Origin of the sequence: Comamonas sp. A7-5 (assembly GCF_039581385.1) — a bacterium.
GTDB lineage: Bacteria > Pseudomonadota > Gammaproteobacteria > Burkholderiales > Burkholderiaceae_C > Comamonas > Comamonas thiooxydans.
This window is the reverse complement of record NZ_JBCPWO010000006.1, coordinates 74,248-95,302: the sequence shown is the minus strand read 5'-3', so window position 1 is coordinate 95,302 and position 21,055 is coordinate 74,248. Positions and strand designations below refer to the sequence as shown.

The following is a 21,055-nucleotide window of genomic DNA, read 5'->3' as shown; positions in this document are numbered from 1 at the left end:
CGTTCTGCCTGGTCGCCGATGGCCTGCAGATAGCCTTTCAGCTCGTCGATGCTGTAGCGCCGAAGCTGCTGTCGGTCGTGGCCTGCGGCGATGAGCTGCTGAGCAACGGCGAACCAATCGACATCAGTTTCGCCTGGATCACCTTGATCGCCTGCAGGCGCTGGGTAAAAAAACTGAGGTTTTCCTCCAGCACCACATAGACCGCTTCGAGCACCATGGCTATCGGCATCGCACGAACGTCAGCCACCGACATGGCCTTGGCCTGGCCATCCTGCACAGGCGCCAGACATGCTGCCAGCAGCTTTTCCAGCGCCAGGCGCAAGGTGGATTCACCTTGCAGCACCTTGAGGCTGGCTAGGTCGAACTGGCCGCCCTGCATGCCGATCAGCCAGTCGCCGAACTCGAATGCTTCGGTGAAGACCTCGAATGGAACCTGGCTGACCTCGAATTGATGACCGGAGATAGTTTTGATGCAAGGTGTATGGAAGATAAGCCCCATCTCAGCTCCCAATTCCGTAAAAGGACATCAGTTCGCGCTCAAGCGTGGCCAAGTACCCTGCATACTCCGGCGCGGACAGATCAAGGTTAAACATGTGGGTGCGCATGCGCTGACCGTGGAAGCTGGCGTTGCTGTTGACAATTGTGGATTGCGATCCAAATCGAATAGTTCTATCGGTGAGAGGTCGCTTGTCCGCTACGTTCTGAGCTACGGTGTGCCCATTGATGCGCACGCTACAACCCAGGGCTGTGGAGAATGTGATGATGCCCAGCGTATCGACATTGGGCAGGATACTAGTTCCCACGCGCTCATATGCGGGACTCACATCCTCGCCTAGCAAACGAAACCTTGGCGCAACATTGATGTTGATGCGAGCGGCCAGACCTCCGTTGACATTCGCTTTCGAAGTGCTTGATACCAGCTCGTTGATGCTGTTCAAGTAGTTAGGGGTGAGCCTAAACACCTGCGCGACCGTAAATGCATCCGGTCGGATCTGCAGGTCCGTGGTGTAAGACACAACATTGACTCCATCAGGACACACAATCGCGGGTTTGCCGTTTGCGCTAGCGCCAATCGTCCAGCGCGTACCATCGCTTCCCATTGGCGTGATTGCGCTGTAGTTGGCACGATCCCGGATCGATTCGACAGGGCCAACGTCCATCTCGCGGGCCTGCATCCAAAAAAAGTGCCCCGGAATGGCTGCCAACAGCCGATCATGATCGGAGACTGAAACGATTGGCAGAGCGCTATTGGAAATTTTGATGCCATCGTGGCGGATGATTTTTCGCATGTGATGCCTTTCACAGTTGCTGAGAGAAATGGCAGAGCCAGTGATAGTTAGGAATCGAAAGCTCAATGGGGCTCGCGATTGGGTTCGCGCGTATACAGCCGCGCGGTGCGGTGCTTGGGTTTCTGTCACCGATATGACCGCTAAGGCCATAACTCAATACCTTGTTTGAGCCCGTGGGTGCCTGCGTCAGCAGGATTCGCATGGCGTAGTCGCTGGTGATCTCGACGCTGGATATCTGAGCACTACTGATCGAGTCGGTGTACTTAAACCCATAGTTGCCTGGATTTGCGACAGTCACGTCGTCGAGCACAAGAGGGCCGCACATTTGTGTAAACGTCAGGTCAATGACATTGCCAGTCAGAACGCACGAAAGCGGACGTAGAGGCTCCCACTTTCCGCCGCTACCGTGCAGCTCATGCCCGACAGCAACTGCAAAGCGCTGCCCGATGGCGTAGTAGCCCGGCCCTGTGCAGTGCAGATAGTCCGTGTAGTACTCAACTCCATACTGTGGGCCGATCAGCGTGTGATGCGGACTCTCTACATGCGCGCGCAGGAAAGCGAGGGCTGCTGCTGTGCGGCCGTCATTAAACGTGCTTGACTGCGACATCCAGAAATGCACGTCGGCAACCTGTCCAGTGATGGCCTTGATGTCCGCGTCGTAATCCGAGCGCCACTCAATCAGATTGTCGAAATACGCCGCATTCGCTGTATCTGCCTCTCCATGCTGAAGCGTAAACCCTGCAAACTCGTATACATAGCCTGCGGCCTCAGCCAGCTCCTTGGCTCTTGCGATGGCCAGCAAGGTGTTTGTATAGGTCTGGGTACCCTTTTTAAGACCTGCATATGCTGTGCCGCCCATTGCTGCGGTGCTCAACAGGTAGTTGACGTGAACTCCCGTTTCAGAGCTAGCCAGAGCGTGCAGCGCATTTGCCATTGCGTTGTCGATGGTTTCCCCCCTGCTTCCACTGCCCGCACCGACTTTTGCGATCAAAGGCTGAAACCCAGTCAAGGTTGCTGGATCAAGTGCGGGGGCACCCGATCCGTCTTGAGTCACAAGACCCATGCGGACATCCATGGCCGCACCCCCTGCGAACATCAGCACGTTCTCCGGGTACGTGGCCACGGTACTCAGCATCGAGGTGGCCGACTGCGAACCCACACGCAAACTTTGGCCCAAACCGATCATGTGCCGCAGCAGGCGCCTATCTGCTGGGGAGACAACACCGGAATCATTTCCGATCACCGCCTGATGCGAGCCGTTTGCGGACCGCTCCACGGTGCCGATCCATCGCCTGGAGCTCAATGGGGCTGCAGAGATTGCGGGGTAGGTGCTGCCGTCGTACACGAGAACGCGGCCCTTGCCATCTGTCATATACACATTGCCATTGGCTACATCCACGGATGACACAGGGTCCTCGGATGCAACATTGCCCGGGTCCCCCAGGCCCAACGGTGGCAGCTCAAACTTAATAACTCCATCAGCTAGCAGATGGGCAATGGCATGACCGCCTGCTGCATAGGTCGCAACAATGTGTTCACTTTCAGTTGGGGCATCAAATGGGTCTTCTGGGCGCTGGATGTGCGTCATCCCATTTACATCGACCAGCCGAAACGAGTTACCGGCTTCATCCGTCTCGACCAGCACCATGTCCTTTTCAACAGGCGCAGGTTGTGGATCATCGGGCCGGTCTATGTACGTCAGACCATGCACATCTACACTTCGCATGACTCGGCCTGCCTCATCTGTTTCAATCAGCACCATGGTCGGGCTGTCCAGCGGCGCACGCGCTTCGAGTGCATCTGAAAGAGCATCGGTACGCGACGAAATCTGATTCGCCTCAGCGCGCAAATCATCGACATCTCGCTGATTCGCTGGCTGGAACGCATTGCGCACCCATGCTGCGCCGGTCCAGGTATAGACCCCATTGATAGGGTTCTCGGCGGTATGAGCGGGGTCATTGGTAACGACGCCCTGAGAGCCTGCAGGCTGTGCCGTATCGGCCAGCATGATGGCCCGCGTCAGATAGGACTTCTCGTTTTTCTGGGTGACGACTTGCCAGCCAGTTCCGATATTGATGTACTCGGTTTTGTTGTCCAGCTCGATGGCGCGCATCCCCATGCGGGATGGATACGTTTGCCAAACACCGGCATTCAAAACGGCATAGGTGCCGTTGGTAAAAATCTGGCCTGCGCCCTGGCGGGCATCGGTTGGGAGCGCAGTTGCAGCAGGCACAGGACCAGCCAAGGTATACAGCGCCAGGTGATCGTCGATAAGGCGCAGATTGGCTTCCATACCGTTAGGGCCAGCGAACGGATCTTCAGTCGGTGCGAAGCCCGCATAGATCCCTCGGGCCAGCTGTGTCTTGGACATGCCGTGATCTCTTCTCAGTTTGTTGTGTATGCCGCGCGTGCCAGGTCGAACCAGGCAGCCGGGCGGTTTTGACGGGGTACGGGGCGCAGTTGCAAGGTGAGCCGGATGCTGCTGGCCGATTGCTCCAGCAGCGTCAGCCCGCCATCGAGCACAGGGCGGCAGCGGTAGCACTGCAGACGCACAGGCTTGCGGTCAGCCAGATTGATGCCGGCGTATGCCAGGCCGATCTCCATGTCGCCACCGCTGCCGGCGTCCAGCTGCTCTGCGCTGTTTTCGGCGGTGGTGGTGATGCGCACAGTCGCGCCCTGGGGCGCTGCAATGCCCTGCAGCAGCTCGATACCCCAGTCGGCCCGGCGCCACTGCACACCTTCAGTCCATGCAGACCAGGACGGCACGGCCAGGACGGCTTGGCGGCAGTCCACCTGGTGCGGCGTCCACAACATTGCGCCAGCGGGCAGCAGCAAGCCGGAGACATCGACCGTGGTGGTAATGGGAGCGCTGGCCGTGGCCAGGCGCTGAGCGTTGAGGGCCATGGCCAGGTTGGCTGCGCCATGGCCATAGAGCTGCACAGACACAGAAACGCCGTTGATCACGGCATTGCTGCGGCCGTCCCAGGGGCTGGTGCGTAGTCGGCGCACGTCGGGAGTCACGACCAGGCCAGAGGCATTGCCCAGGCGGCGGCCTGGTGGCATGCCCGTGGCCCAGTCCCGCACGGCCGGGCCGGCATACAACATGCCTCGGCCCAGGTAATGCGGGTTGTGCTCCTGCTCGTACTGACCCAGATACATCGCTCGCGCCCGTCAGATCTTCAGCGTGCCGTACTGGCTGAAGGGGTTGGCCAAGGTGCCCAGGGGGCGCGAGGAATCACGCTCGACGGTACCTGTCAGTTCGAGCTGGGCCAGGTTGTCGCTGATGATGTTCACGGATGCAGCCGGGCCAAAGACCACCTTGAAGAGGTCAAAGTGGATAGGCTGGACGGGGCTTTCGGCCACGTTGTAGCCATCGAAGTGGAGCGCCACAGGCTTGGGAGGCTGCGAGTACAGCTGGATCAGGCGCTGCTCGCGTCGTGTGTAGCTGACCGTGATGTTGGGCTGACCCTTGCCCTGCGCCACTGTCGGTGCGGGGATGGTGGTGCCTTCGACCAGCTTGATGGAGCCTGCCGGCGTGATCTCGTAGTCGGTGCCAACGTCATAGGTCGTTTGACCGTCTGCGCTCTTGACCACGATGGCCACGGTGTCGTCGGCCAGGTGGTCTAGTGGCTCCACGGTGCCAGGCCACAGCACATGCTCCTCGCTGGCGACGGCGGCTGTTGCCACCTCGACGTCATCGCCGCTACCGCCTGTTGCGATAGACCAGTTGCGCGGCGAGTGGCAGCGCAGCTGCAGGGAGACGTTGACGGCGTCGATTTCACGGAATGCGCAAGCAGTACCACCGCCTGGCGTGGTGAAGTCCTTGATGTTTTCCGTGGTCTCGGTCGCGTTGAGCACAAAGCTGGGCGCGTTGCCGACAGGAATGAAGCCTGCGGTGCGCGCCAGGCGGGCCAGGTAATCGACCAGGCTGATTTCACCCCGGCCCTTGAAGCAGCAGAATTTGCGTTCAGCCATTTCTCTCTCCTAAAAAAACTAGCAATGGATGCTGCTGACGGTGAACAGCAGCGGGTAATAGGCAAACTTGGCCGGGCTATAGAAAGGCCTCGGCGGTGTGGACATCACTAGGGGGCTGTTGCATTGCGGCGGCGTGTAGCCATGCAAGGCCTTGATGAGTTCGCCCAGATGCGGGCCTGCTTCCTGGTCGAGGGCAGCAGCCTCGCGTTGGCTGGCAGCATTGCCGATGGCCAGGACGACCAACCAGCGATGGCTCAGCTGCAGCGAGTACTCGTCCGAGCCAGGCAGGACGGCAAAGCCGTCGTAAACGACATAGACGGCAGGCGTGACCTGCATTTCCTCGGCCACGGCCGCCAGCTCCTTGCGGGTGCCCACCAGTCGGGCCCAGCCGCTGCCGTCGGACGGCTGCGTCTTGGCCTTGAGGCGGTCGACGATGCCGGTCTGTGCGTCGAGAAAATTCCAGGTCGTTTGCATCAGCCGAACCCCCGCAGGGTGTCGTCTGTCACAGCGCGTGGGCTGAAATCGAAATGCACGTCAGTGCCTTGCTGGGCGTCGGCCGCCACCAGCGCGCCAGGCGATCCGCCCAAGGGGCAGGACAACATGGACTTACCCATGGCGATGGCATCCAGCTCGGCAATGACCGCCTTGTAGCGGCGGTACACCTCGTTTTCGGGGGCCAGGTCGTCGTGCAGGTAGTAGCGCGCCACATCGCAGGCCATTCGCACCAGGACGGGCGGCATGGCGTATTCCACGGGCTGGCCGGTGATCAAGGGCTTGCGGCAGCCCTGCAGCGGCAGGCGGTAGACCTGGCCCACATAGCCGTCGATGAAAGACGAGGCGTCTTCCAGCTTCAGCCCGACACGGGTTTCGTCGATGGTGCTGGGCGGTATGTTGTCCACGTCGGTGAGCTGGATCAGCTCCAGGGCACCAAAGCGGGCAACCATGTCGGCGACGGTGGCGTAGCTCATGCGATTGGCCTGCCGTCAGATCAAGGCGTTGCAGGGTGAACGTGGCGCTGGATCTGGACCTCGATGATGTGGCCTTCGGTACCAGCGCCCAGGGCGCGGCCGCAGTTGTCATCGGAGTCGCCCAGCGCAGCCTTGCCGCTGCCATCGGCCGCAGGCTTGACCGGATCACCGAAGGCGATGGTCTGGCCTGCTGCGACCTCCACCAGGCCGGAATAGCTGGTGATGGCCGAGAAGGCGTCGCCCACAGCGGCACCGTACTCGCTGGTGCCCTGAGAGTCATTCACGCCGCCTGCGCTGGTCGCGTGCTGGCCGTTGTAGCCGACAAAGCGGTATTTCTCGATGATGGCCGTGGCCACGATGGTGACCGCGTGCTGCTTGTCAAACTGGCGGCCGGGGTTGTTCTGAGATGCCATGGTTTCGCTCCAGGTCGATGTGAAAGGGTTTCCTACTGGCCCAACCCGGCCAGGTACTCATGACCTGGACCGGGGGCAGCTTCTCTCTCGGGGTGGTTGTCAGTTGCGCTTGCTGCCGCGCGGGGCCTTCTGGGACTCCTTGGGAGGCTCTTTCGGCTCTGGTGCAGGGTCAGGCGGCGCGGCAGGCGGTGCCGAGGGAGCAGGCACGGAAGGGGCCGCCTTCACAGGCTCCAAAGGCTCCATCAGCTCGGGGATCAGCGCCCCGCCAGTGGTTCCTTCGCGGAGTTCCTTCAGCAGCTTTTCCTTGTCTTCTGGCGATAAGCCCACCACGGTCCCCACAACAGGTGTTGCCGCGCCTGCCGGGTGGGTGGACTCGCGCTGCTGCTGGACGGCCTGGCGCTCGCGCTCGAATTCGCGTTGCGCGTGCTCAGCACGCATGGCGTCGTACTGGTCGCTGGCTTCTTCACGGTCCGTGTCGGCCAGCGCTTTCATCTTCAGCAGCTCGCGCTCGTCGTGGTCGCTCAGGCCCGTCACTTCTTCGCCGGGCTTGAACTCCTTACGTACCTTCACCCCACCGGCACCCACGGTGCTGGCCACGATGAGGATCTTTGCGATCAAAGTCATGGTGGCTGCTCCTTAGTTCGGGTTCAGGAACAGGAAGCCGGCATCGGGGTAAGCGATGTTGGGCGCGCGCTCGAAGGTGCCGCCATAGATCCAGCTCTTTTGCGATTCGCGGTACAGGGGCGTTTCGCTGAAGGGATGGCCTTCGATGACGTTGGTAAAGCCGAAAGCGGGTTCTGCCAGGCTGAATTCACCGGAGGCCGGGATGTCGGGCGCGTAAGCCAGCACGGCTGCATTGCCCCATACGTCATGGCCCTCATCGTCCTCGTCCACATAAGTGGCATCGCCTACGACGATTTCCTTGACGTTCAGAATGGTCTTGAGCTGGTCATGGGTGGCCGGGCCCAGCTGGGTAGATGGCAGATAGCTCTTGACCTCTGCATTGGAAATCAGCGCGGTTTCAGCGTCAGCCGAGAGCATCAGCTTGTTAGGACGGCGGCCGACTTTCTTACGGATGATGTTGGATGCTGCACGGATATCCGTGACGGGGGTTCCTGTGGCAGCGGACCACTTCTCAGCACCGGCCAGGGCCTTGGAATGACCGGGCGCAAAGCTGCTGGGGTCGGTGGCAAACTCGGCCGCCTCGATCTCGTAGTCCAGGTTCAGGACATCGCGCGCCGTGGTCATGGCCACGGTGGAGATGCCGATGTTGGGCGCGAGATTGAGCTTTTTGGCTTCGTCAGATTCGCGGATCAGCTCGCGCGGGATAGGCACTTCCACCGCGTGCTGCTTGACGGTGTAGAGCTTGCCCTCGAAGTTGATAGTGATCTGCTTGGTCGCTGTACCAGGCGCGCGGCGCAGGTTGTAGCGGCGGCGAGCGGCATCGCCCATCTTGGCAATGGTCACCGTGCTCAGCGACTGAGGCAGTCGGGGGAACAGGCGGTCTGCCACCATCGTGCCCTGGCCACGGCCGAGCAGCAGATTGGTGAGGACCGGATTGGCTTTGAGACGGATTTCGTCGAGCGTCATCATGTTGTGGTTTCCTTCTGGGAAGTTGGGGGAATCAGCCCTCGAACGACACAACCTTGCTCACCGCCTCGGCGTAGCTCACGTTGTGCTTGTTGGCGTAGGCCTTGGCGGCCTTGTCGATATCGGCGTCGCTCTTGCCCTTGGCGCTGCCTTGCTCGCCTTCGGGGACATGGCCACCACCGTGTTCGCTGAAATCGACCGAGGGCTTGCTGCCGGCGATCAGCTCCTGTAGCCAGGCAGAGGGGCTGACCTTGCGTTTGGTATCGCCTTCGGAGAACTCGACCGGCTCGACCTCGGCCAGGCGGTCCAACGTGGCGACAGCCATGTCTTTGTCCTTGGGCATCAGGCGGCCTGCCTTGACTTGGCTTTCCGCGAACGAGACGTTGGCGGTGTGGCGATCACGCTTTTGCTGCTCTGCAAACTGGGCCAGCTGGGCGCGCGCCTGGTCGCGTTCAGCGACGGCAGTGGCGGTCTTCTGCGCTTCCTCGGCAGCCTTGCGCTCTGCTTCTTCCTTGGCTTTGCGCTCGGCTTCGATTCGTTCGGCTTCGGTCATGGATGGGTGCTCCTGGTTGGGGGTGGGTTGCTCGGAAAAAAAGATGAGTCCGAATTCGGTGTCGTTTCCGCCTTCGGCGAACTTGGGATCACGCAGGCCTTTGACGGCTGGAGGCTGGGCGCCCAGGAAGCCGACGTGGCGCAGGTAATAGACGCCGGGCTTCGGATTGGCCGGGTCTTCGGGGTGGTAGAAGGCGGCGCTGCGCTTCTTGACGCGGCCGGCGCCGTAGTACTCGGCGAACGAGGGGTCGATTTGCTGGTGGCTGGACTTGAGCGTTCCGCCATCGGCCGACAGCTTGGTGACCCAACCCCAGGCGGGGTGGTCATCTTCGGGATGGCCAATGACCAGGGGGGCCTCGTGGACGGCAGGGTCGTAGGCAGCGGCCGTGGCCGCAACATCGGACTCGGTGATCACATAGATCTGTCCGTTGGTGGCCGCGCGAGATCCGGCTTGAAAGATCTCCAGGCCGTCGGGGAATTGGGAGGGGGTGGTTTTGTTGCCCATGTCCCGCATGGTCTTGCGGACGGGGCTGTCGCTGTAAGTAAAGCGCTTTAACAATTACGCCTGGCATTGCACCGGGCGTTGGGCTGGCGCGTTGCGCGCCGCCCTTGGGATCAGTCCAGGCCGGGCAGTTGCTGCTGACGGCTCAAAAACATTTCTCGTTGATAGGTGTCGACGATCTGGCGGACACGCATTGGAGTGAGGTCGTACTCATCAGCCAGATCATCGTAGTTGCCACGGAATTTTGCGCACATCTCCCGGTCGCGGGCACTGAGCTGCATTGCCAGGCCGCGCGACAGGTAGATGGTACGGCCACCTTTTTCGTGGGCCAAGTGCTGCAGCTGAACCACCGACATATTGGCAACGGCCTGCAGCTTCTGCGCCCAAGCCTGGTCTGGCTTGGCCTGGCCGGCGCGACCGTCCATCAGGGCCAGGGCTTCAAACAGGCAGTAGGCAACATCTTTCATTTCACGGGTCATTCCGGGCGGAAGGATCGCGGTAAGCACATCGGCTTCAGCTGCAGTCAGAAATTTGCGTGCCATCGTTATTCCCTTTCTCCCCAGGATTTCAGACCTTCGATCAATGTGTCGAGCTGGGCGCCATTGGCAAAACGCAGCGCGGCGGTACCTACCGTGCGCTGCACCCAGGCATTGAGCGATGCAGCGCTGTTGTCGCGCAGCTTCCCGTCGCGGTACAGCTGGTTCCACAGTGCCCAGACTTTGCGCTCCTTGGGGCTGGCGGACTGCTTGGACTGTGCGAATGTGTTGCGGCGGCTGCGTGTGGGTTTGGCCAGACCGAGCTTGACCGCCAGCTGCTGCATGTGGTCACGCACAGCTTCCTGCTGTACAGGCGTCATGTCTTTGCTGCTGGACTTGCCCGTCAGGTTCATCAGCAACGCGCGGTAGTCATCATCCGAGAGCTGCAGCTTGCTCTTGAGGGTGTGGATTGCGGCAATGTTGTTGGTCATAGGGAGGATTGAGCAGGAGGTGGGCGAAGGAGTCGGAGGGGCGGACTTGCGGCGGGAGTGGGGCTTTACGGCGGGACGCTGGTGGGCGTATCAGTTCTGCGTAACAGGCTTTGCAGTAGCAGTGCAGCCCGTACTTCCCGCGTGAATCGCTGTAGAAAAACTCCAGGTCTGCGGGCCAGTCTTCGTCGCAGTGGTTGCAGTGCTTTTCCAGTTCTGACGGCATGTTTTGATTTCCGGGCTTCTGAGGGGCTCGCAGCCTTTGCTGCGGCATCCCCCTGGATTTTTCTTTTGGAACGTTTTTGAACGGGTTTCCGGGCGTCGTGGCGCTAAAACGGAGCGGCATCCGGTTCTGTATCTGCAGGAGCAGCGGCGGGGCCGGTTGTTGTCGCCTGTTTGGTCAGTGAAGCGGGCAGCTCGCCGAGGCCGGTGCGGCCTTCGCCGCCCAGGGCCTCGATCAGGTCCGAGAGCATGCGCGACAACTCGCCCGTGGTGATGGCCACATCGGTGTCGAAGCCGCCGTCGTCCTGGGACTGCCCGTCCATCACCGCATCCAGCAGCGTGATGCCATGCAGCTGCAGGTTGTCGGTGAGCACAAAGCTCACGCGGTCGTCCCAGGTCATGGCCAACTTGGTCGGCAGCTTGCCGTGCTCGATGTGCTTGCGTACCTCGTCGATATCAAGAGGATGGCGTGCATAGCGCACCACGGCCTTGGACTCGTCAGCCGCTACCAGCTCGCACTGGCGGTCAATCGAAAAGCCCGCAGGTGGCTCCTGCGTGACCAGCCAGTGGGCCATGGCCGCCTGTGGGCTGGTCTGTGTATCGACCAGGGCCGGCGCAAAGCCTGGCAGGCCCTCAACCAGGAGCGTCACGATTTCATCGGCACGGCCTTGCGCGCTGGTGTCGAGCAACAGCAAGCGGGCCTGGGGGTCGATCCAGACCCACATCGCGCCCTGTTTGGTGAATGCCATGGGCAGCAGATCCAGCTTGGCCTCGTCCTTGAGGTCGCGCTTTTCCTTCTTTCCGGGCTTGCGGCCCTCGGTCTTTTCGATGTGCTCGGCCTTCTCGTTGACCTTGCGGTTGAGAACGCTGGCGGGAATCAGCTTGGCTTCGGACATGAAGCGCAGCATCCACTGACCAGCAACGGATTCGGCCAGCAGACCATGCTGCTCACCGCGAGGCGGCACCCAGCCGGCCGAGCGCTCCTGGGTTGCGCCACACTCGGTAAACGGGGTCTTTTGCAGAGCAGCCTCCAGCGCCTGCAGGTCAGGTGCCCAGCTGGGAGCGATGCGGTAGGTGATGGCGTTCTTGATCATTCCTCATCTCCTTCATCGTTTTCGTCTTCATCGCTCTTGGTGCTCACGGCGAACGGGAGTTTTTCAAAATGGGTGATTCCAGCGTCCATGCCCAAAGAAAAGATCATTGCCTCACGCTGGGTGAGCTGGACTTTCACTTCCTTGCCTGAGTCGCCAATGACCTTGACCGTAGTGCCTTCCTTGGCATTGGATTGAATGTCCCGCGCAGCCTGCAAGCGGGCTTCATGCCATTCCTGGACGCGCTGGACAAACATAAGAGTGAGCGTGTTGTCAGCCATGGTTCAACCTCCAATCAAAGCCTGCGGTGGCTTGCCACCCAAGCCATGGTGCAGATCAGCTTCACGTCCAGCCCGGAATCCTTGGCCAAAGTCCGCCTCCTTTACGTTCCTGCCAGTGGTTCGGTCCTTGACCTTGGCTTCAACCATTGAGGGGTGACGCTGCTCCATGTACTGCGTAATCAGAGCCGCCCCTGTCTCGCTTTGCGTGAATGCGTCCAGCTTTTCATTCACACCATGCACCCAGCCCTCGGCATAGAGATCACCTCGGGCCACCTTGGTCTTGGGCTTGCAAGTTTTGGGTTGCTTGCTGATATGCGCCCGTCGCCCCTTGGCGCACTGTCGAGACAGCACTTCAAACGCATAACTTGCCACTTCGGCCGAAGCGCCAACTCCGACGAACACAAAACTCCTCTGTGTACGACGAGTGAAGTTGCTCCCCAACACCATCTGGGTAGACGTGTACTGCACACAGCCAAAAGCCTGCGCCACGATATGGGCCAGCCAGGCTTCCCAATGAACCAGCGGGGCGTTGACCGCCTTCTGCCCCACCTCGGAAACATCAGCCAGACTGACATCAACCTCGGACAGACCGAACTGCTGCATCAGCTTTTGCGCCTGGCGCATTGCCGCAGCGGCTTCGTGCTGCTCAGGGCTGGCGGCAAGCGCCAGGCACTTTTTGATTTTCTGGAGTGCTTCGTCGCGTGTCATACGGCCGCCAAGTCCAGGTTGATGGGGTCGTAGCCGCCAGAAGCATTGCGCTCATAGAAGCGGATGTATGGCTTGGTACTGGCCACCTTGATGCTGTCTGTGATGGCCTGCATGGCCTTCAGCCAGTCTTCGTCAGTGATCTTGAGCTGACGCAGGCCCAGCACACGGCCCGTGTTGATCTTTCCTTCCTTGTCGGTCTGGAAGGCATGGGTGACCAGAGCCTTGATGTTGTCGTCAGCATCCTTGGCCCAGCGAATCACGCACTGGTCGATCAACTCCTTGGCGGCCTGGAGCTGCTCGCCGAAGACCAGGTGGTCGGCCATTTGGCGCACGATCTTGAAGCCGCCGTCATAGGTGGTCAATGTCACATTGCCCTTGTCGCCGCCGCTCTTGACGCCGTACTGCTCCATGCTGATGGTGACCAGCGTGGCCACGTTCTGCATGCTGTTGAGCTTGAAGTCACGCAGGCCGACACTGCGCTCCTTGGCCATCACGCACAGATCACGCACGACCTGGTCGCGCAGCTTGTCGATATCGGTCACGCGGGATTCGGGCACGAGGTCGCCACGGGCGTTCTTCCAGTAGCCGGGAGGGATGGTGTTTTCAGTAGTCATGATTTGGTGCTCTTTCAGTTGGCTTTGGTTTCAGCAGCTCAGACCACGGCTCTCGACGCGCTGAAAGTCATGTGCGCCGGGGCGTGTGGGTGTGGATGCGGCGGGCTCCCAAACGGGGGCGCGCATGCGGTCATAGCGGGCGGGCTCCACCACGCCTTCGGGACGTTGGGGTGCAGCGGCGACCGCGCGCTTGCGTGCTTTGGTGCGACGGCTCTCGCCGGGCAGGCCGGGGTATTGGCGAGGCGTTAGATTGAGCTTTTGCATCTCAGTAGCCCTCCATGGCGGCGATGGCTCCGACAGTGGCCAGGACGCCACCGGTCAGCGCGCCCGTCAGAAAAATCAGGATTCCAATTCCGATGCTCATAGCGGCCAGACTCCAAAGTTGTATTTGATGTAGCCCAGGGCCATGGCACCTGCTGCACCGATTCCGAAGATGCAGCAGGCGATCAGCAGTACCAGGGCGAAGCGCTCGAAGCGGCTGGGCGCGCGTTGATGGCACTCCATTTCGATGGGGATATGGCGACGCATCAGACGGGCTCCTTCTTGCAGGCCTGCATGGGCGTGATGTGGATGCTGCTGGCCGTCGGCCATTTCTGGTTCGCGTATGCGAAGGCATCCGTCATGTTGAGAAAATCCAGGATCACCACGCTGGGCTTGCGCCCAGCGCATTGGGTGACCGTGATGCAGTAGGTGTGCATGTCGAACCTCCATCACATTGCGGCAATGACGTCACGATTGACCACGGGGGCGCCGATCTCTGCAGCTGCGTTGAGTGCAGCCACCATCCAGTTGTTGACGTTGAGCGGGTACAGCAGGCTGACGTGGTCCTTGCCTGCGTTCACTGTGAGGCGGCTGCGCAGCTCGTCGACGCCATCCACGGTGATCAGCTCGTCCAGCTTGCGGTTGCAGGCCTCGGCGCGAACCTTGAGATAACCAGCCAGGTCGGAGCCCAGGGGGCGCAGGCGAACGATCTCGGTGCGCTGCATCACTTCACGCACGTCGTGGCGATTGAGCTTGTCTTCCAGCTCGGGGTGGCCCATGAGCAGGATGCCCAACATGGGGCGGCGGCCCAGGCGCATCTTTTCGTGTAGGCGCTTGAGGTGGTTGAGCGTGGGGATGGGCAGCGCGTGGGCCTCCTCGATCACCAGCAGATGGCTGCGGCCCGAGGTGGTGGACTCTTCCAGCAAGGACTGCACCTGGCGCGAGCGCTTTTCCTTGCCGCGTGCCACCGTGGCCTTGGCGTTCAGGGTGTAGATGATTGCGGCGTGGATATCCGCCGAGCGCATCGTCTCGCCCTTGTTGTCGGTGTCTTCCATGCCCTCCACGCTGGGCTCGACGAGCACCACGGGCTTGTGCTGGCGGGTGATCTTTTCCTTCAGATCGCCCAGCAGCGTGGACTTGCCTGCGCCGGACTCGCCAATGACGGCCACCATGCGGCCGCCCAGCGCTGCCTGCCAAGCAGCCTCCTGCACAAAGCGAATCTCGCCGTTGACGAACATCTCTTCATCGCGGGTGACTTCGGAGGCAAAGGGGTCAGTGAACAGGCTAAAGGCCTTGCGGGCGTTTTCAGTCAGGGATTGCTTGGGTAGTAGCATTACATCCTCCTCGGGGTTCTTGAGTGGTTTCGGTTCTTCGGGGACGGCCTCGGTCGCTCCAACGACCGGGGCCAACTTTTTGGACAAGGGCGGCAGCGCCGCCTCGGCCTGGTCTTGGGTGGCTCCACGCCTGACCAGGAATGCCCAAATACGGTTGCGCAGTGCGCGTGCGTCGAACTTGGGCCAGATGCCCTGGTTCACGATGCGATTCAGGCCGGCCGCGCTGATGCGGCACTCGCGGCTGATGGCCCGCTGGCTCAGACCCAGGGTCTGGGACAGCTCTGTAAAGATGGTTTGAGTGCTCATCGGGTGCCTCCCACAGCACGCAGGCCGGTGGTTCCTGGTGCGGTGTTCTGCTGATCGCGGCGGGCCGAGATCATCTGTTTGACAACGTCCTCGGGCACGCCTGCAGCGCCATAGCGCTCGGTGAGCCAGGCATAAGTGCCAGCGTCGTAAAGCTCGCTCAAGGCCTGCTTGATGCGCTTGCAGGCCTCGGCCACGGACAGGCGTGCGGCCTCCACGCTGGGCGCTGCAGCTTCATGGGCAGTGCCAGGGCGCTGCATGTAGGTGGGCAGGCTGGCGGCCTTGGCCTTGATATCGGCCAGGGGGTCGAACTGGCCCAGATATGGAGCAACCTTGTCGCGCTGGGCTGCTTCCACCTCGGCGGCTGTCGCGGCCTTGCCGTCCTTGGCGTAGGCCTGCGCATCGACCGCCTGGCGCAGCTGCTGCGCCGGGGTCGTTGGCATGGACTTGAATTCCTTGCCAGCCACGGGGGCCGATGCGTCGTAGCCCATGAAGCCCTTGGCCGTGGGCTCCACCTGGTGCCAGACGATCTCGCCGGTTTCGCGGTCGGTCACGCCGACGCGCACATTGGGCGCATCAAAGGGATTGACCGTCACGAACACCTTGTCGCCTGCCGACAGACCAGGCACATAGCGCAGGTCATAGTCCTGGCTGCCCTGGCCCTTGAGGGCGTATGTGACGCGCATGTCACTGGTGACCGTGCGAGTCTTCGCCATGCTGGCGGGCAGCGCGCGCATGATCTCCATGGATGGAGCCAGGCGCAGATGCTGGGAGCCAATGGTGGCCCAGGCCGAATAGCGTGTCATGCCGTGGCGGCTGTGCTTTCGCGTGCCGTTGTACGCATGCATCCACAACTCGGCCAGAGCATTGAGCCGTGCCACGGTGATGCTCTCGGGGTCGAGAAAGCGCAAGCGGGATTCCAGGCCCCGTTCGACCAGGTTCTGCGCGTTCTCGACCAGGCCCGTCGCCCGGCTGTTGCGAGGCTTGTGGTGCTGCAGGTCAATCTCCATGGCGCGGCAGAAGTTGGCGAACGGCCCGGACTTGAACGCGCTACCCTGGTCGGTATAGAGCATGTAGGGCACGCCGTGGAAAGGCATAGGCTGCCCTCCGACATCCTGGCGCTGAGTCATCAGCCACATCAGGAAGTCGAGCGCGTTCTCGGTGGTTTCGCCGCCCAGGTAAAAGCGCGTGCCAATAGCGCCGCTCGCGTGCTCAGCGCCCACATAGCGCACCAGCAGGTCGTTCATGACCCGCGTGTAGTTGTGCAGCTTGTTCTTGTAGTGAACGCCGTCCTCTTCCAGCAGCACCAGTTCGCCCTTGGGTGTCTTGTAGAGCACGCACACCGAGGCATCGATCTGCCACATCGCATTGATGTGCTCAGTGCGCATGCGGGTGGACGGTGCCGGGCGGCTGATCTGCTCGGGATGCATGCCGCGCTCACGCAGCAGACGGTTCACATGACTGGCGGTCAGGCGTGTGTCGAGTTTGCCCCCATCGAACAGCATGTCGATGGCGTCCTGGCAGGACAGCATCCATTTGCCTGCGCGACGGTCATGCGTCATCGTGCCGCTGATGAGCAGCAGATCGGAGTCGCTGATCGCAGACTGGCCCGCATCGCTGCGGCGCTTGCGGCTCTCACTCAGGCCCAGATCGCGCGAGGCCTTGGAGATCAAGGTAGTAGTTCGCTGCACCGAGAGGTTCAGCACATTGGCAGCTCGCTGCACGATGGGGCCGGTCTGGCCCCATGGCGCCTCGGCGCATTCACGCGCTGCCTGGTTGATGACTTCCATGCGGATGGCATCCATGACTTGGCCTTATTGCTCTGCCGCGTCACGTTCGGCCTGGCGCTGTTCCATAGCGGCCAGGGCCTCGGGCGACATCCAAGATGGTTGCAGGCGCTCTTCGAGGTCAACAGAGATGTTGAACTCGGCAGCGATATCGACCATTTGCTGGCACAGAAACTCAACTGCTTGGCGGGCTGCCAATTGGATAGCATCGCGCTCGCTGCCGATGATTGCGGCATCGGCTGCGGTGAAGAGCCGGCGCAAGCCGTGCAGGGATGCAGCCGTGGATTCTTGGATTTCATCCAGCAGCAGCTCTTCGTCAGCCGTGCGCGCCTCGCTGCCTGGGCGTGGCTTGAAAACTCGGGCGGTCTTTTCTTCGAGGCTTGTGATGCGTTCGCTGTTGCTGGCCAGGACGCGGTCCTTGGCTTCGATGGTTTCCTGCTGCTCCTGCACCTGGGCGCTCAAAGCTTCCTTCTCCTTGGCATGCTTGGCGATGATTTCCTCGGCTAGCTCGACAAAGCTCTCCTTGTCGCCGGCCTGAGCCACTTCGATCAGGGCAAGCTTCTGGTCTTCGGGCAGCTTGCGGTACTGGCGCAGCTCGCGGTAGCCGATGCCCATGCGCTGCATGGAGTCCAGAGCTTCCTCGCCAAACGAATGCAAGTTGGCAATGTCCTGGTTGGCCTTTTCGTCAGATATGCCGAGCAAGCCACAGAACTCGACCCAGGTGCCCTTCAGCTCCAAACCGTTTGGAGCCACCATTCCGCTAAGTTGTTGATATAGCTTGTTCTCCTTCACAAAAGCCAGCTTTGAGACTCCAAACGTTTGGAGCAAATTGGCAGATGCCTGGAAGGCCTGGGCTTGGCCCAGCAGCTGATTGAGCAGGTCCCGGCCCTGGCCGTAGTTCTTCTGCAGAGTGGCCATCTGGTCGGCCGCAGCCACCGCGCTGCTAATGGCTTCGTGATCGGCGTTTGCAGCCACGGGGGCTGCTGCTGCGAGGGTTTTGCGTCCTGCTTGTGTCATTTCGACTCCTTGAGATGGGTTTCGGGTCAGGTGCGGCTGAAGCGCTGCACGACGTCATTGATGTTTTGCTGGCCTGCCTGGATGCCTGCCGCGTGCTTTAGGGAGATCTGCACGACGTGGGGGCTCAGGCGCCAACGTTCCTGGTCGGGTGTGCGCTCAGCCCAGCCTGCTGTGCGCAGGTTGTCTAGGTCTCTGGTGATCACCGTCCCCGAACAGTTCAGGGCGCGGGCGATTGCTGTAGGGGCTAGGCCTTGCAGTTCATGCCCAGCAAGCAGGTCAATGAGCTGCAGCAGGCGCTGCTGGGCAGCGTTTGTGTAATCAGTAGTTCGTGTCATATTCACGTGAAATAGTGTGAAAATGCGTTAATCGTTTACGGGCAGGCCCAGCTTGATGCGGACCTCTCGGCCCTCACCGAAATTGCCGTGGCGCAGGCCTCGCACCACGTCAGAAACAGTGCGGTAGCTGAAACCATGCATGGAGGCGAAGGCCTTGAGCGTTAAGCCTTGCTCTGTACGCAGACGGTGTTTGATCTGGTTAGCGGTTGGTTGCGTGGTGGATTGAGTCATCAGCTCGTCCCTTTCTCATTTCGCAGTTATTCCGTGTGTGTCGCTGTTGATGTAGGTGATTCTAGTGTCCATTTGGACACCCAGCAACAAGAAATGTGCTCATATGGACATTGGAAATAGATTGCGCGAAGAGCGGGAGCGCCTGGGGATGACCCAGGAGGTGTTTGGCGGCGTAGGAGGCGTGCTCAAACGGGCACTGATTCGCTATGAAACTGGGGAGAGAGTCCCCGATGCGAGCTTCCTGGCTGGGGTAGCTTCAGCAGGCGCTGACGTCCTGTACATCGTCACGGGACAACGCACACCAAAGCCGCCAGAGCAGGACGGCACACCAGACCCAGCAGAGCAAGTGCTCTTGAATAGCTATCGCAGCTGCACTCCAGAAGCGCGCGTCAACCTCATCCAGACAGCTGCACTGCTATCTGCTGGCCTGGGCGCGAGCACGCCAAATAAGGCCTCTCACACAGGGAGCAATGTGCGTGTTGGCGATCAAACAAGCACGCACGATGGATCGGTTCAAGTGGGCTATGCAGGTGGCAATGTCCGCGTAAAAAAATCCTGAACCAAGCGCGATGAATTGAGGGGACAAGACAGATGTGGAAGGTGATTTTGAGCCTGCTACGCCGTTGGGGGCTGGTAGGTCGTAAGCCTGACGTTGGGCAGGCAACAATTGCGACCAATGACTGCGAATTGGGTCCAGAGGTACCAAATCAGTCCATAGACGCGGGATCAGGCAACCTACAAGTAGGCATTGCGCATGGAGATGTGGTGAGCCATGTCAATCACCACAACCAGCACATCAGCCACATCACAATCATCCAGGCCTCTTCAGGCCCTCCGTCCCCCGTAGATCCAATCAAGCCGACATCGTCAGAGCAATCTGCTGTTCTGCGCCGGATGGATCAACTACGCAGCAGGATTACCGTGCTCAATTTCATGGAGCGAGAGTTCGGTACAAGAATGGTGATTCACCTTAGGCCGGACCAACTCAATCGAGTTCATCTCTACCTGGATGCCGTCATGCGCAATCCAGAGGCAATCAAAAGCGAGCGTCAAACTAAGAAGCGGGCCTAAAGGGGCGGGGAAACAATGAAAATTAATTCGATGCAGTCTGCTATTTCTGCTGTGGTTGCAGCTGTTGCCTTAACTGGTTGCGGGTCTGCCGATGAAAATTTCATCTGGACAGCTGAAAAGAACATCGCACGAAAACTGAAAGACCCAGATTCCGCAAAGTTCGGGAAGACTTTTATTGTGCGCAAGCCTGCCGATTCCAGTGGTATTTCTGAGGTCGCTGCGTGCGGAACTATCGACGGGAAAAACAGCTTTGGGGCTTATACAGGCGGCACTCGCTTTGTCGTCAGAGGGCTGCAGGGAAATGACCTTCTCGACATCTCCATCATGGAATTGGATGACCCCACAGAAAGCAAACCTACGACCTTTGAGAAGGTTTACTGGAATGCCTATTGCTTGAAGTAATTGCAAGCCAAGATGAATCGGTTAGGGAGACAAACTGCATGAGTGATGTTGTATGGGTTGCGCTTATCAGTGCTGGCGGCGCCATCGTGGCGGCATTGATGACGCAGATTATGGCTATGCGCAGTGCCGCGAAACAGGCTGAACGCATGGCGCAGCAGGAGTTGCTGCAATGGCAACGAAACGAGGTTCACCGAAAGCAAAAGGACGCTGAAGACAAGCTCCAGGAGTTTTGGCGAGCAATTGTTGAAACTCAAGATAGGCTTCTTGATGCGCTTTATGTGAACTCTAAGAAAAGCAGGTTTTCTGAGGGATCACTATCGACTGCGGCAACTCGTGCATACGCTATTGCGCTTGTGATGATTCCTAACCTGCTTGATGTCGCGAAGGACTTCTGTGATGCATGCACTGACGCCGATACGTTGATTCATGACACCGAGAAGACGTATGACGCGACTACGGTCGCTTCTGAATGGAGAAAATCCTTTGAGAGAGTTGAAGCAGCTGTTTTAGAAGAAGCTGCACGCATCAGGCAATCCATTGAGGCGGCTTCATCTGGCGTGAGCAGTAGTAAAAACCAAGGATCTTGAAATGGCTGCAGATGATCTGTTTCTCTCTTACTTGGTCCGGGAAATCGGACATCCTCTCGATAACTCTGTGGCAGTAGAGCACATGAGCGGCATGCAAGTCGTCGAGGCTTTGTGGCCATTGAATGATGTTTTTAGGCCGGTTTTGGAAATGGTACGTTCGCTGCCCTATCAGGAGCAGTTTGAAGCTGCAGCTGATGATGCAATTGAGCAGCTTGTTTTGAAGGCCACGCCATGGGCGTTGCAGCAGGCACCTGTATGGCGCATCTTGCTGGAACGACACCAGCAAGCCATCGTCCTTGCCATGCTGAATGAGCGTGCGGGCAACCCGCTTATGCCGATTCCCCAGGGCCTTCCAGCTGCTGCACGACAAGGGGCTGCAATGCTGTTTTTGCTTCATCAAATGAAGCTCCCGTTTCCAGTAGCAGATCGCACTGGGCTCGAATTACCTGTGGGAGCTGCACCTGGCTCGCTTGCGCGGCATTGAACGCATTTGCATGCATTCTGGAGATGAGGTCGGTGGTGATCATGCATTCATGATGCGCCTAGCCTGAGTCGGCA

General features: G+C 60.0%; 30 protein-coding genes. 5 read left to right on the top strand and 25 right to left on the bottom strand.

Annotated features, from left to right (window positions below; genetic code table 11):
* Positions 1-37: 37 nt before the first annotated feature.
* The 25 genes from AAIL67_RS13005 to AAIL67_RS12885 all read right to left on the bottom strand — a co-directional run bounded on the left by AAIL67_RS13005 (position 38) and on the right by AAIL67_RS12885 (position 18,437).
* Complete coding sequence (locus AAIL67_RS13005) at positions 38-499, bottom strand: hypothetical protein (RefSeq protein WP_343484186.1); 462 nt, start codon at positions 497-499, stop codon at positions 38-40.
* 1 nt (position 500) lies between these two features.
* A complete protein-coding gene (locus AAIL67_RS13000; protein WP_343484185.1) occupies positions 501-1,289 on the bottom strand; it encodes a hypothetical protein in 789 nt (262 codons plus the stop codon).
* A gap of 10 nt (positions 1,290-1,299) precedes the next feature.
* A complete protein-coding gene (locus AAIL67_RS12995; RefSeq protein WP_343484184.1) occupies positions 1,300-3,660 on the bottom strand; it encodes a hypothetical protein in 2,361 nt (786 codons plus the stop codon).
* 14 nt (positions 3,661-3,674) lie between these two features.
* Positions 3,675-4,448, bottom strand: coding sequence for a hypothetical protein (locus tag AAIL67_RS12990; RefSeq protein ID WP_343484183.1), 774 nt, complete (start codon positions 4,446-4,448; stop codon positions 3,675-3,677).
* Between the two features lie 12 nt (positions 4,449-4,460).
* Complete coding sequence (locus AAIL67_RS12985) at positions 4,461-5,264, bottom strand: hypothetical protein (RefSeq protein WP_087084207.1); 804 nt, start codon at positions 5,262-5,264, stop codon at positions 4,461-4,463.
* Positions 5,265-5,282: 18 nt separating this feature from the next.
* The gene (locus AAIL67_RS12980) at positions 5,283-5,738 is read right to left on the bottom strand and encodes a hypothetical protein (protein WP_343484182.1); all 456 of its coding nucleotides are present in this window, start codon (positions 5,736-5,738) and stop codon (positions 5,283-5,285) included.
* Positions 5,738-6,232 (bottom strand): DUF1320 domain-containing protein, encoded by a 495-nt coding sequence (locus tag AAIL67_RS12975; RefSeq protein WP_343484181.1) that lies wholly within the window; start codon positions 6,230-6,232, stop codon positions 5,738-5,740. Before AAIL67_RS12975 ends, AAIL67_RS12980 begins: the two co-directional genes overlap by 1 nt.
* A gap of 20 nt (positions 6,233-6,252) precedes the next feature.
* Positions 6,253-6,645: a DUF2190 domain-containing protein gene (locus AAIL67_RS12970; protein ID WP_343484180.1), complete on the bottom strand. Its 393-nt coding sequence runs from the start codon at positions 6,643-6,645 to the stop codon at positions 6,253-6,255.
* 99 nt (positions 6,646-6,744) lie between these two features.
* Positions 6,745-7,269, bottom strand: a complete 525-nt coding sequence (locus tag AAIL67_RS12965) for a hypothetical protein (protein ID WP_343484179.1) — start codon at positions 7,267-7,269, stop codon at positions 6,745-6,747.
* A 12-nt stretch (positions 7,270-7,281) separates the two neighbouring features.
* Positions 7,282-8,238: a hypothetical protein gene (locus AAIL67_RS12960; protein ID WP_343484178.1), complete on the bottom strand. Its 957-nt coding sequence runs from the start codon at positions 8,236-8,238 to the stop codon at positions 7,282-7,284.
* Positions 8,239-8,269: 31 nt separating this feature from the next.
* The gene (locus AAIL67_RS12955) at positions 8,270-9,292 is read right to left on the bottom strand and encodes a hypothetical protein (RefSeq protein WP_343484177.1); all 1,023 of its coding nucleotides are present in this window, start codon (positions 9,290-9,292) and stop codon (positions 8,270-8,272) included.
* A 110-nt stretch (positions 9,293-9,402) separates the two neighbouring features.
* Positions 9,403-9,756: a Mor transcription activator family protein gene (locus tag AAIL67_RS12950; protein WP_343484176.1), complete on the bottom strand. Its 354-nt coding sequence runs from the start codon at positions 9,754-9,756 to the stop codon at positions 9,403-9,405.
* Positions 9,757-9,833: 77 nt separating this feature from the next.
* Positions 9,834-10,256 (bottom strand): regulatory protein GemA, encoded by a 423-nt coding sequence (locus AAIL67_RS12945; RefSeq protein WP_087084199.1) that lies wholly within the window; start codon positions 10,254-10,256, stop codon positions 9,834-9,836.
* 326 nt (positions 10,257-10,582) lie between these two features.
* On the bottom strand, positions 10,583-11,569 hold the full coding sequence (locus AAIL67_RS12940; RefSeq protein ID WP_343484175.1) for a recombination-associated protein RdgC: 987 nt from the start codon (positions 11,567-11,569) through the stop codon (positions 10,583-10,585).
* Positions 11,566-11,847, bottom strand: a complete 282-nt coding sequence (locus AAIL67_RS12935; RefSeq protein ID WP_343484174.1) for a hypothetical protein — start codon at positions 11,845-11,847, stop codon at positions 11,566-11,568. The genes AAIL67_RS12940 and AAIL67_RS12935 overlap by 4 nt, the downstream gene beginning before the upstream one ends.
* A gap of 3 nt (positions 11,848-11,850) precedes the next feature.
* The gene (locus tag AAIL67_RS12930) at positions 11,851-12,555 is read right to left on the bottom strand and encodes a DUF2786 domain-containing protein (protein WP_343484173.1); all 705 of its coding nucleotides are present in this window, start codon (positions 12,553-12,555) and stop codon (positions 11,851-11,853) included.
* Entirely contained in the window at positions 12,552-13,169 is a 618-nt protein-coding gene (locus AAIL67_RS12925) for a DUF3164 family protein (protein WP_343484172.1), read from the bottom strand. Before AAIL67_RS12925 ends, AAIL67_RS12930 begins: the two co-directional genes overlap by 4 nt.
* A gap of 30 nt (positions 13,170-13,199) precedes the next feature.
* Positions 13,200-13,433 (bottom strand): hypothetical protein, encoded by a 234-nt coding sequence (locus AAIL67_RS12920; protein ID WP_343484171.1) that lies wholly within the window; start codon positions 13,431-13,433, stop codon positions 13,200-13,202.
* A gap of 96 nt (positions 13,434-13,529) precedes the next feature.
* Positions 13,530-13,697: a hypothetical protein gene (locus tag AAIL67_RS12915; protein ID WP_343484170.1), complete on the bottom strand. Its 168-nt coding sequence runs from the start codon at positions 13,695-13,697 to the stop codon at positions 13,530-13,532.
* Positions 13,697-13,867, bottom strand: a complete 171-nt coding sequence (locus AAIL67_RS12910; RefSeq protein ID WP_176391677.1) for a hypothetical protein — start codon at positions 13,865-13,867, stop codon at positions 13,697-13,699. The genes AAIL67_RS12915 and AAIL67_RS12910 overlap by 1 nt, the downstream gene beginning before the upstream one ends.
* 12 nt (positions 13,868-13,879) lie before the next feature.
* Positions 13,880-15,070: an AAA family ATPase gene (locus tag AAIL67_RS12905; RefSeq protein ID WP_343484169.1), complete on the bottom strand. Its 1,191-nt coding sequence runs from the start codon at positions 15,068-15,070 to the stop codon at positions 13,880-13,882.
* Positions 15,067-16,872 (bottom strand): hypothetical protein, encoded by a 1,806-nt coding sequence (locus AAIL67_RS12900; protein WP_343484168.1) that lies wholly within the window; start codon positions 16,870-16,872, stop codon positions 15,067-15,069. Before AAIL67_RS12900 ends, AAIL67_RS12905 begins: the two co-directional genes overlap by 4 nt.
* Before the next feature lie 9 nt (positions 16,873-16,881).
* A complete protein-coding gene (locus tag AAIL67_RS12895; protein ID WP_343484167.1) occupies positions 16,882-17,871 on the bottom strand; it encodes a hypothetical protein in 990 nt (329 codons plus the stop codon).
* A gap of 26 nt (positions 17,872-17,897) precedes the next feature.
* Positions 17,898-18,206: an HTH domain-containing protein gene (locus AAIL67_RS12890; protein ID WP_140401060.1), complete on the bottom strand. Its 309-nt coding sequence runs from the start codon at positions 18,204-18,206 to the stop codon at positions 17,898-17,900.
* A 27-nt stretch (positions 18,207-18,233) separates the two neighbouring features.
* Positions 18,234-18,437 (bottom strand): hypothetical protein, encoded by a 204-nt coding sequence (locus AAIL67_RS12885; RefSeq protein WP_087084191.1) that lies wholly within the window; start codon positions 18,435-18,437, stop codon positions 18,234-18,236.
* Positions 18,438-18,540: 103 nt separating this feature from the next.
* Here AAIL67_RS12885 and AAIL67_RS12880 point away from each other — a divergent pair, with 103 nt between their 5' ends.
* The 5 genes from AAIL67_RS12880 to AAIL67_RS12860 are packed head-to-tail and all read left to right on the top strand — an operon-like array spanning position 18,541 to position 20,981.
* A complete protein-coding gene (locus tag AAIL67_RS12880) occupies positions 18,541-18,996 on the top strand; it encodes a helix-turn-helix domain-containing protein (protein WP_343484166.1) in 456 nt (151 codons plus the stop codon).
* Positions 18,997-19,028: 32 nt separating this feature from the next.
* The gene (locus AAIL67_RS12875; protein ID WP_343484165.1) at positions 19,029-19,508 is read left to right on the top strand and encodes a hypothetical protein; all 480 of its coding nucleotides are present in this window, start codon (positions 19,029-19,031) and stop codon (positions 19,506-19,508) included.
* 15 nt (positions 19,509-19,523) lie between these two features.
* Positions 19,524-19,910, top strand: coding sequence for a hypothetical protein (locus AAIL67_RS12870; RefSeq protein ID WP_343484164.1), 387 nt, complete (start codon positions 19,524-19,526; stop codon positions 19,908-19,910).
* Between the two features lie 38 nt (positions 19,911-19,948).
* The gene (locus tag AAIL67_RS12865; protein WP_343484163.1) at positions 19,949-20,497 is read left to right on the top strand and encodes a hypothetical protein; all 549 of its coding nucleotides are present in this window, start codon (positions 19,949-19,951) and stop codon (positions 20,495-20,497) included.
* Position 20,498: 1 nt separating this feature from the next.
* Complete coding sequence (locus AAIL67_RS12860; protein ID WP_343484162.1) at positions 20,499-20,981, top strand: hypothetical protein; 483 nt, start codon at positions 20,499-20,501, stop codon at positions 20,979-20,981.
* The last annotated feature ends 74 nt before the right edge of the window (positions 20,982-21,055 follow it).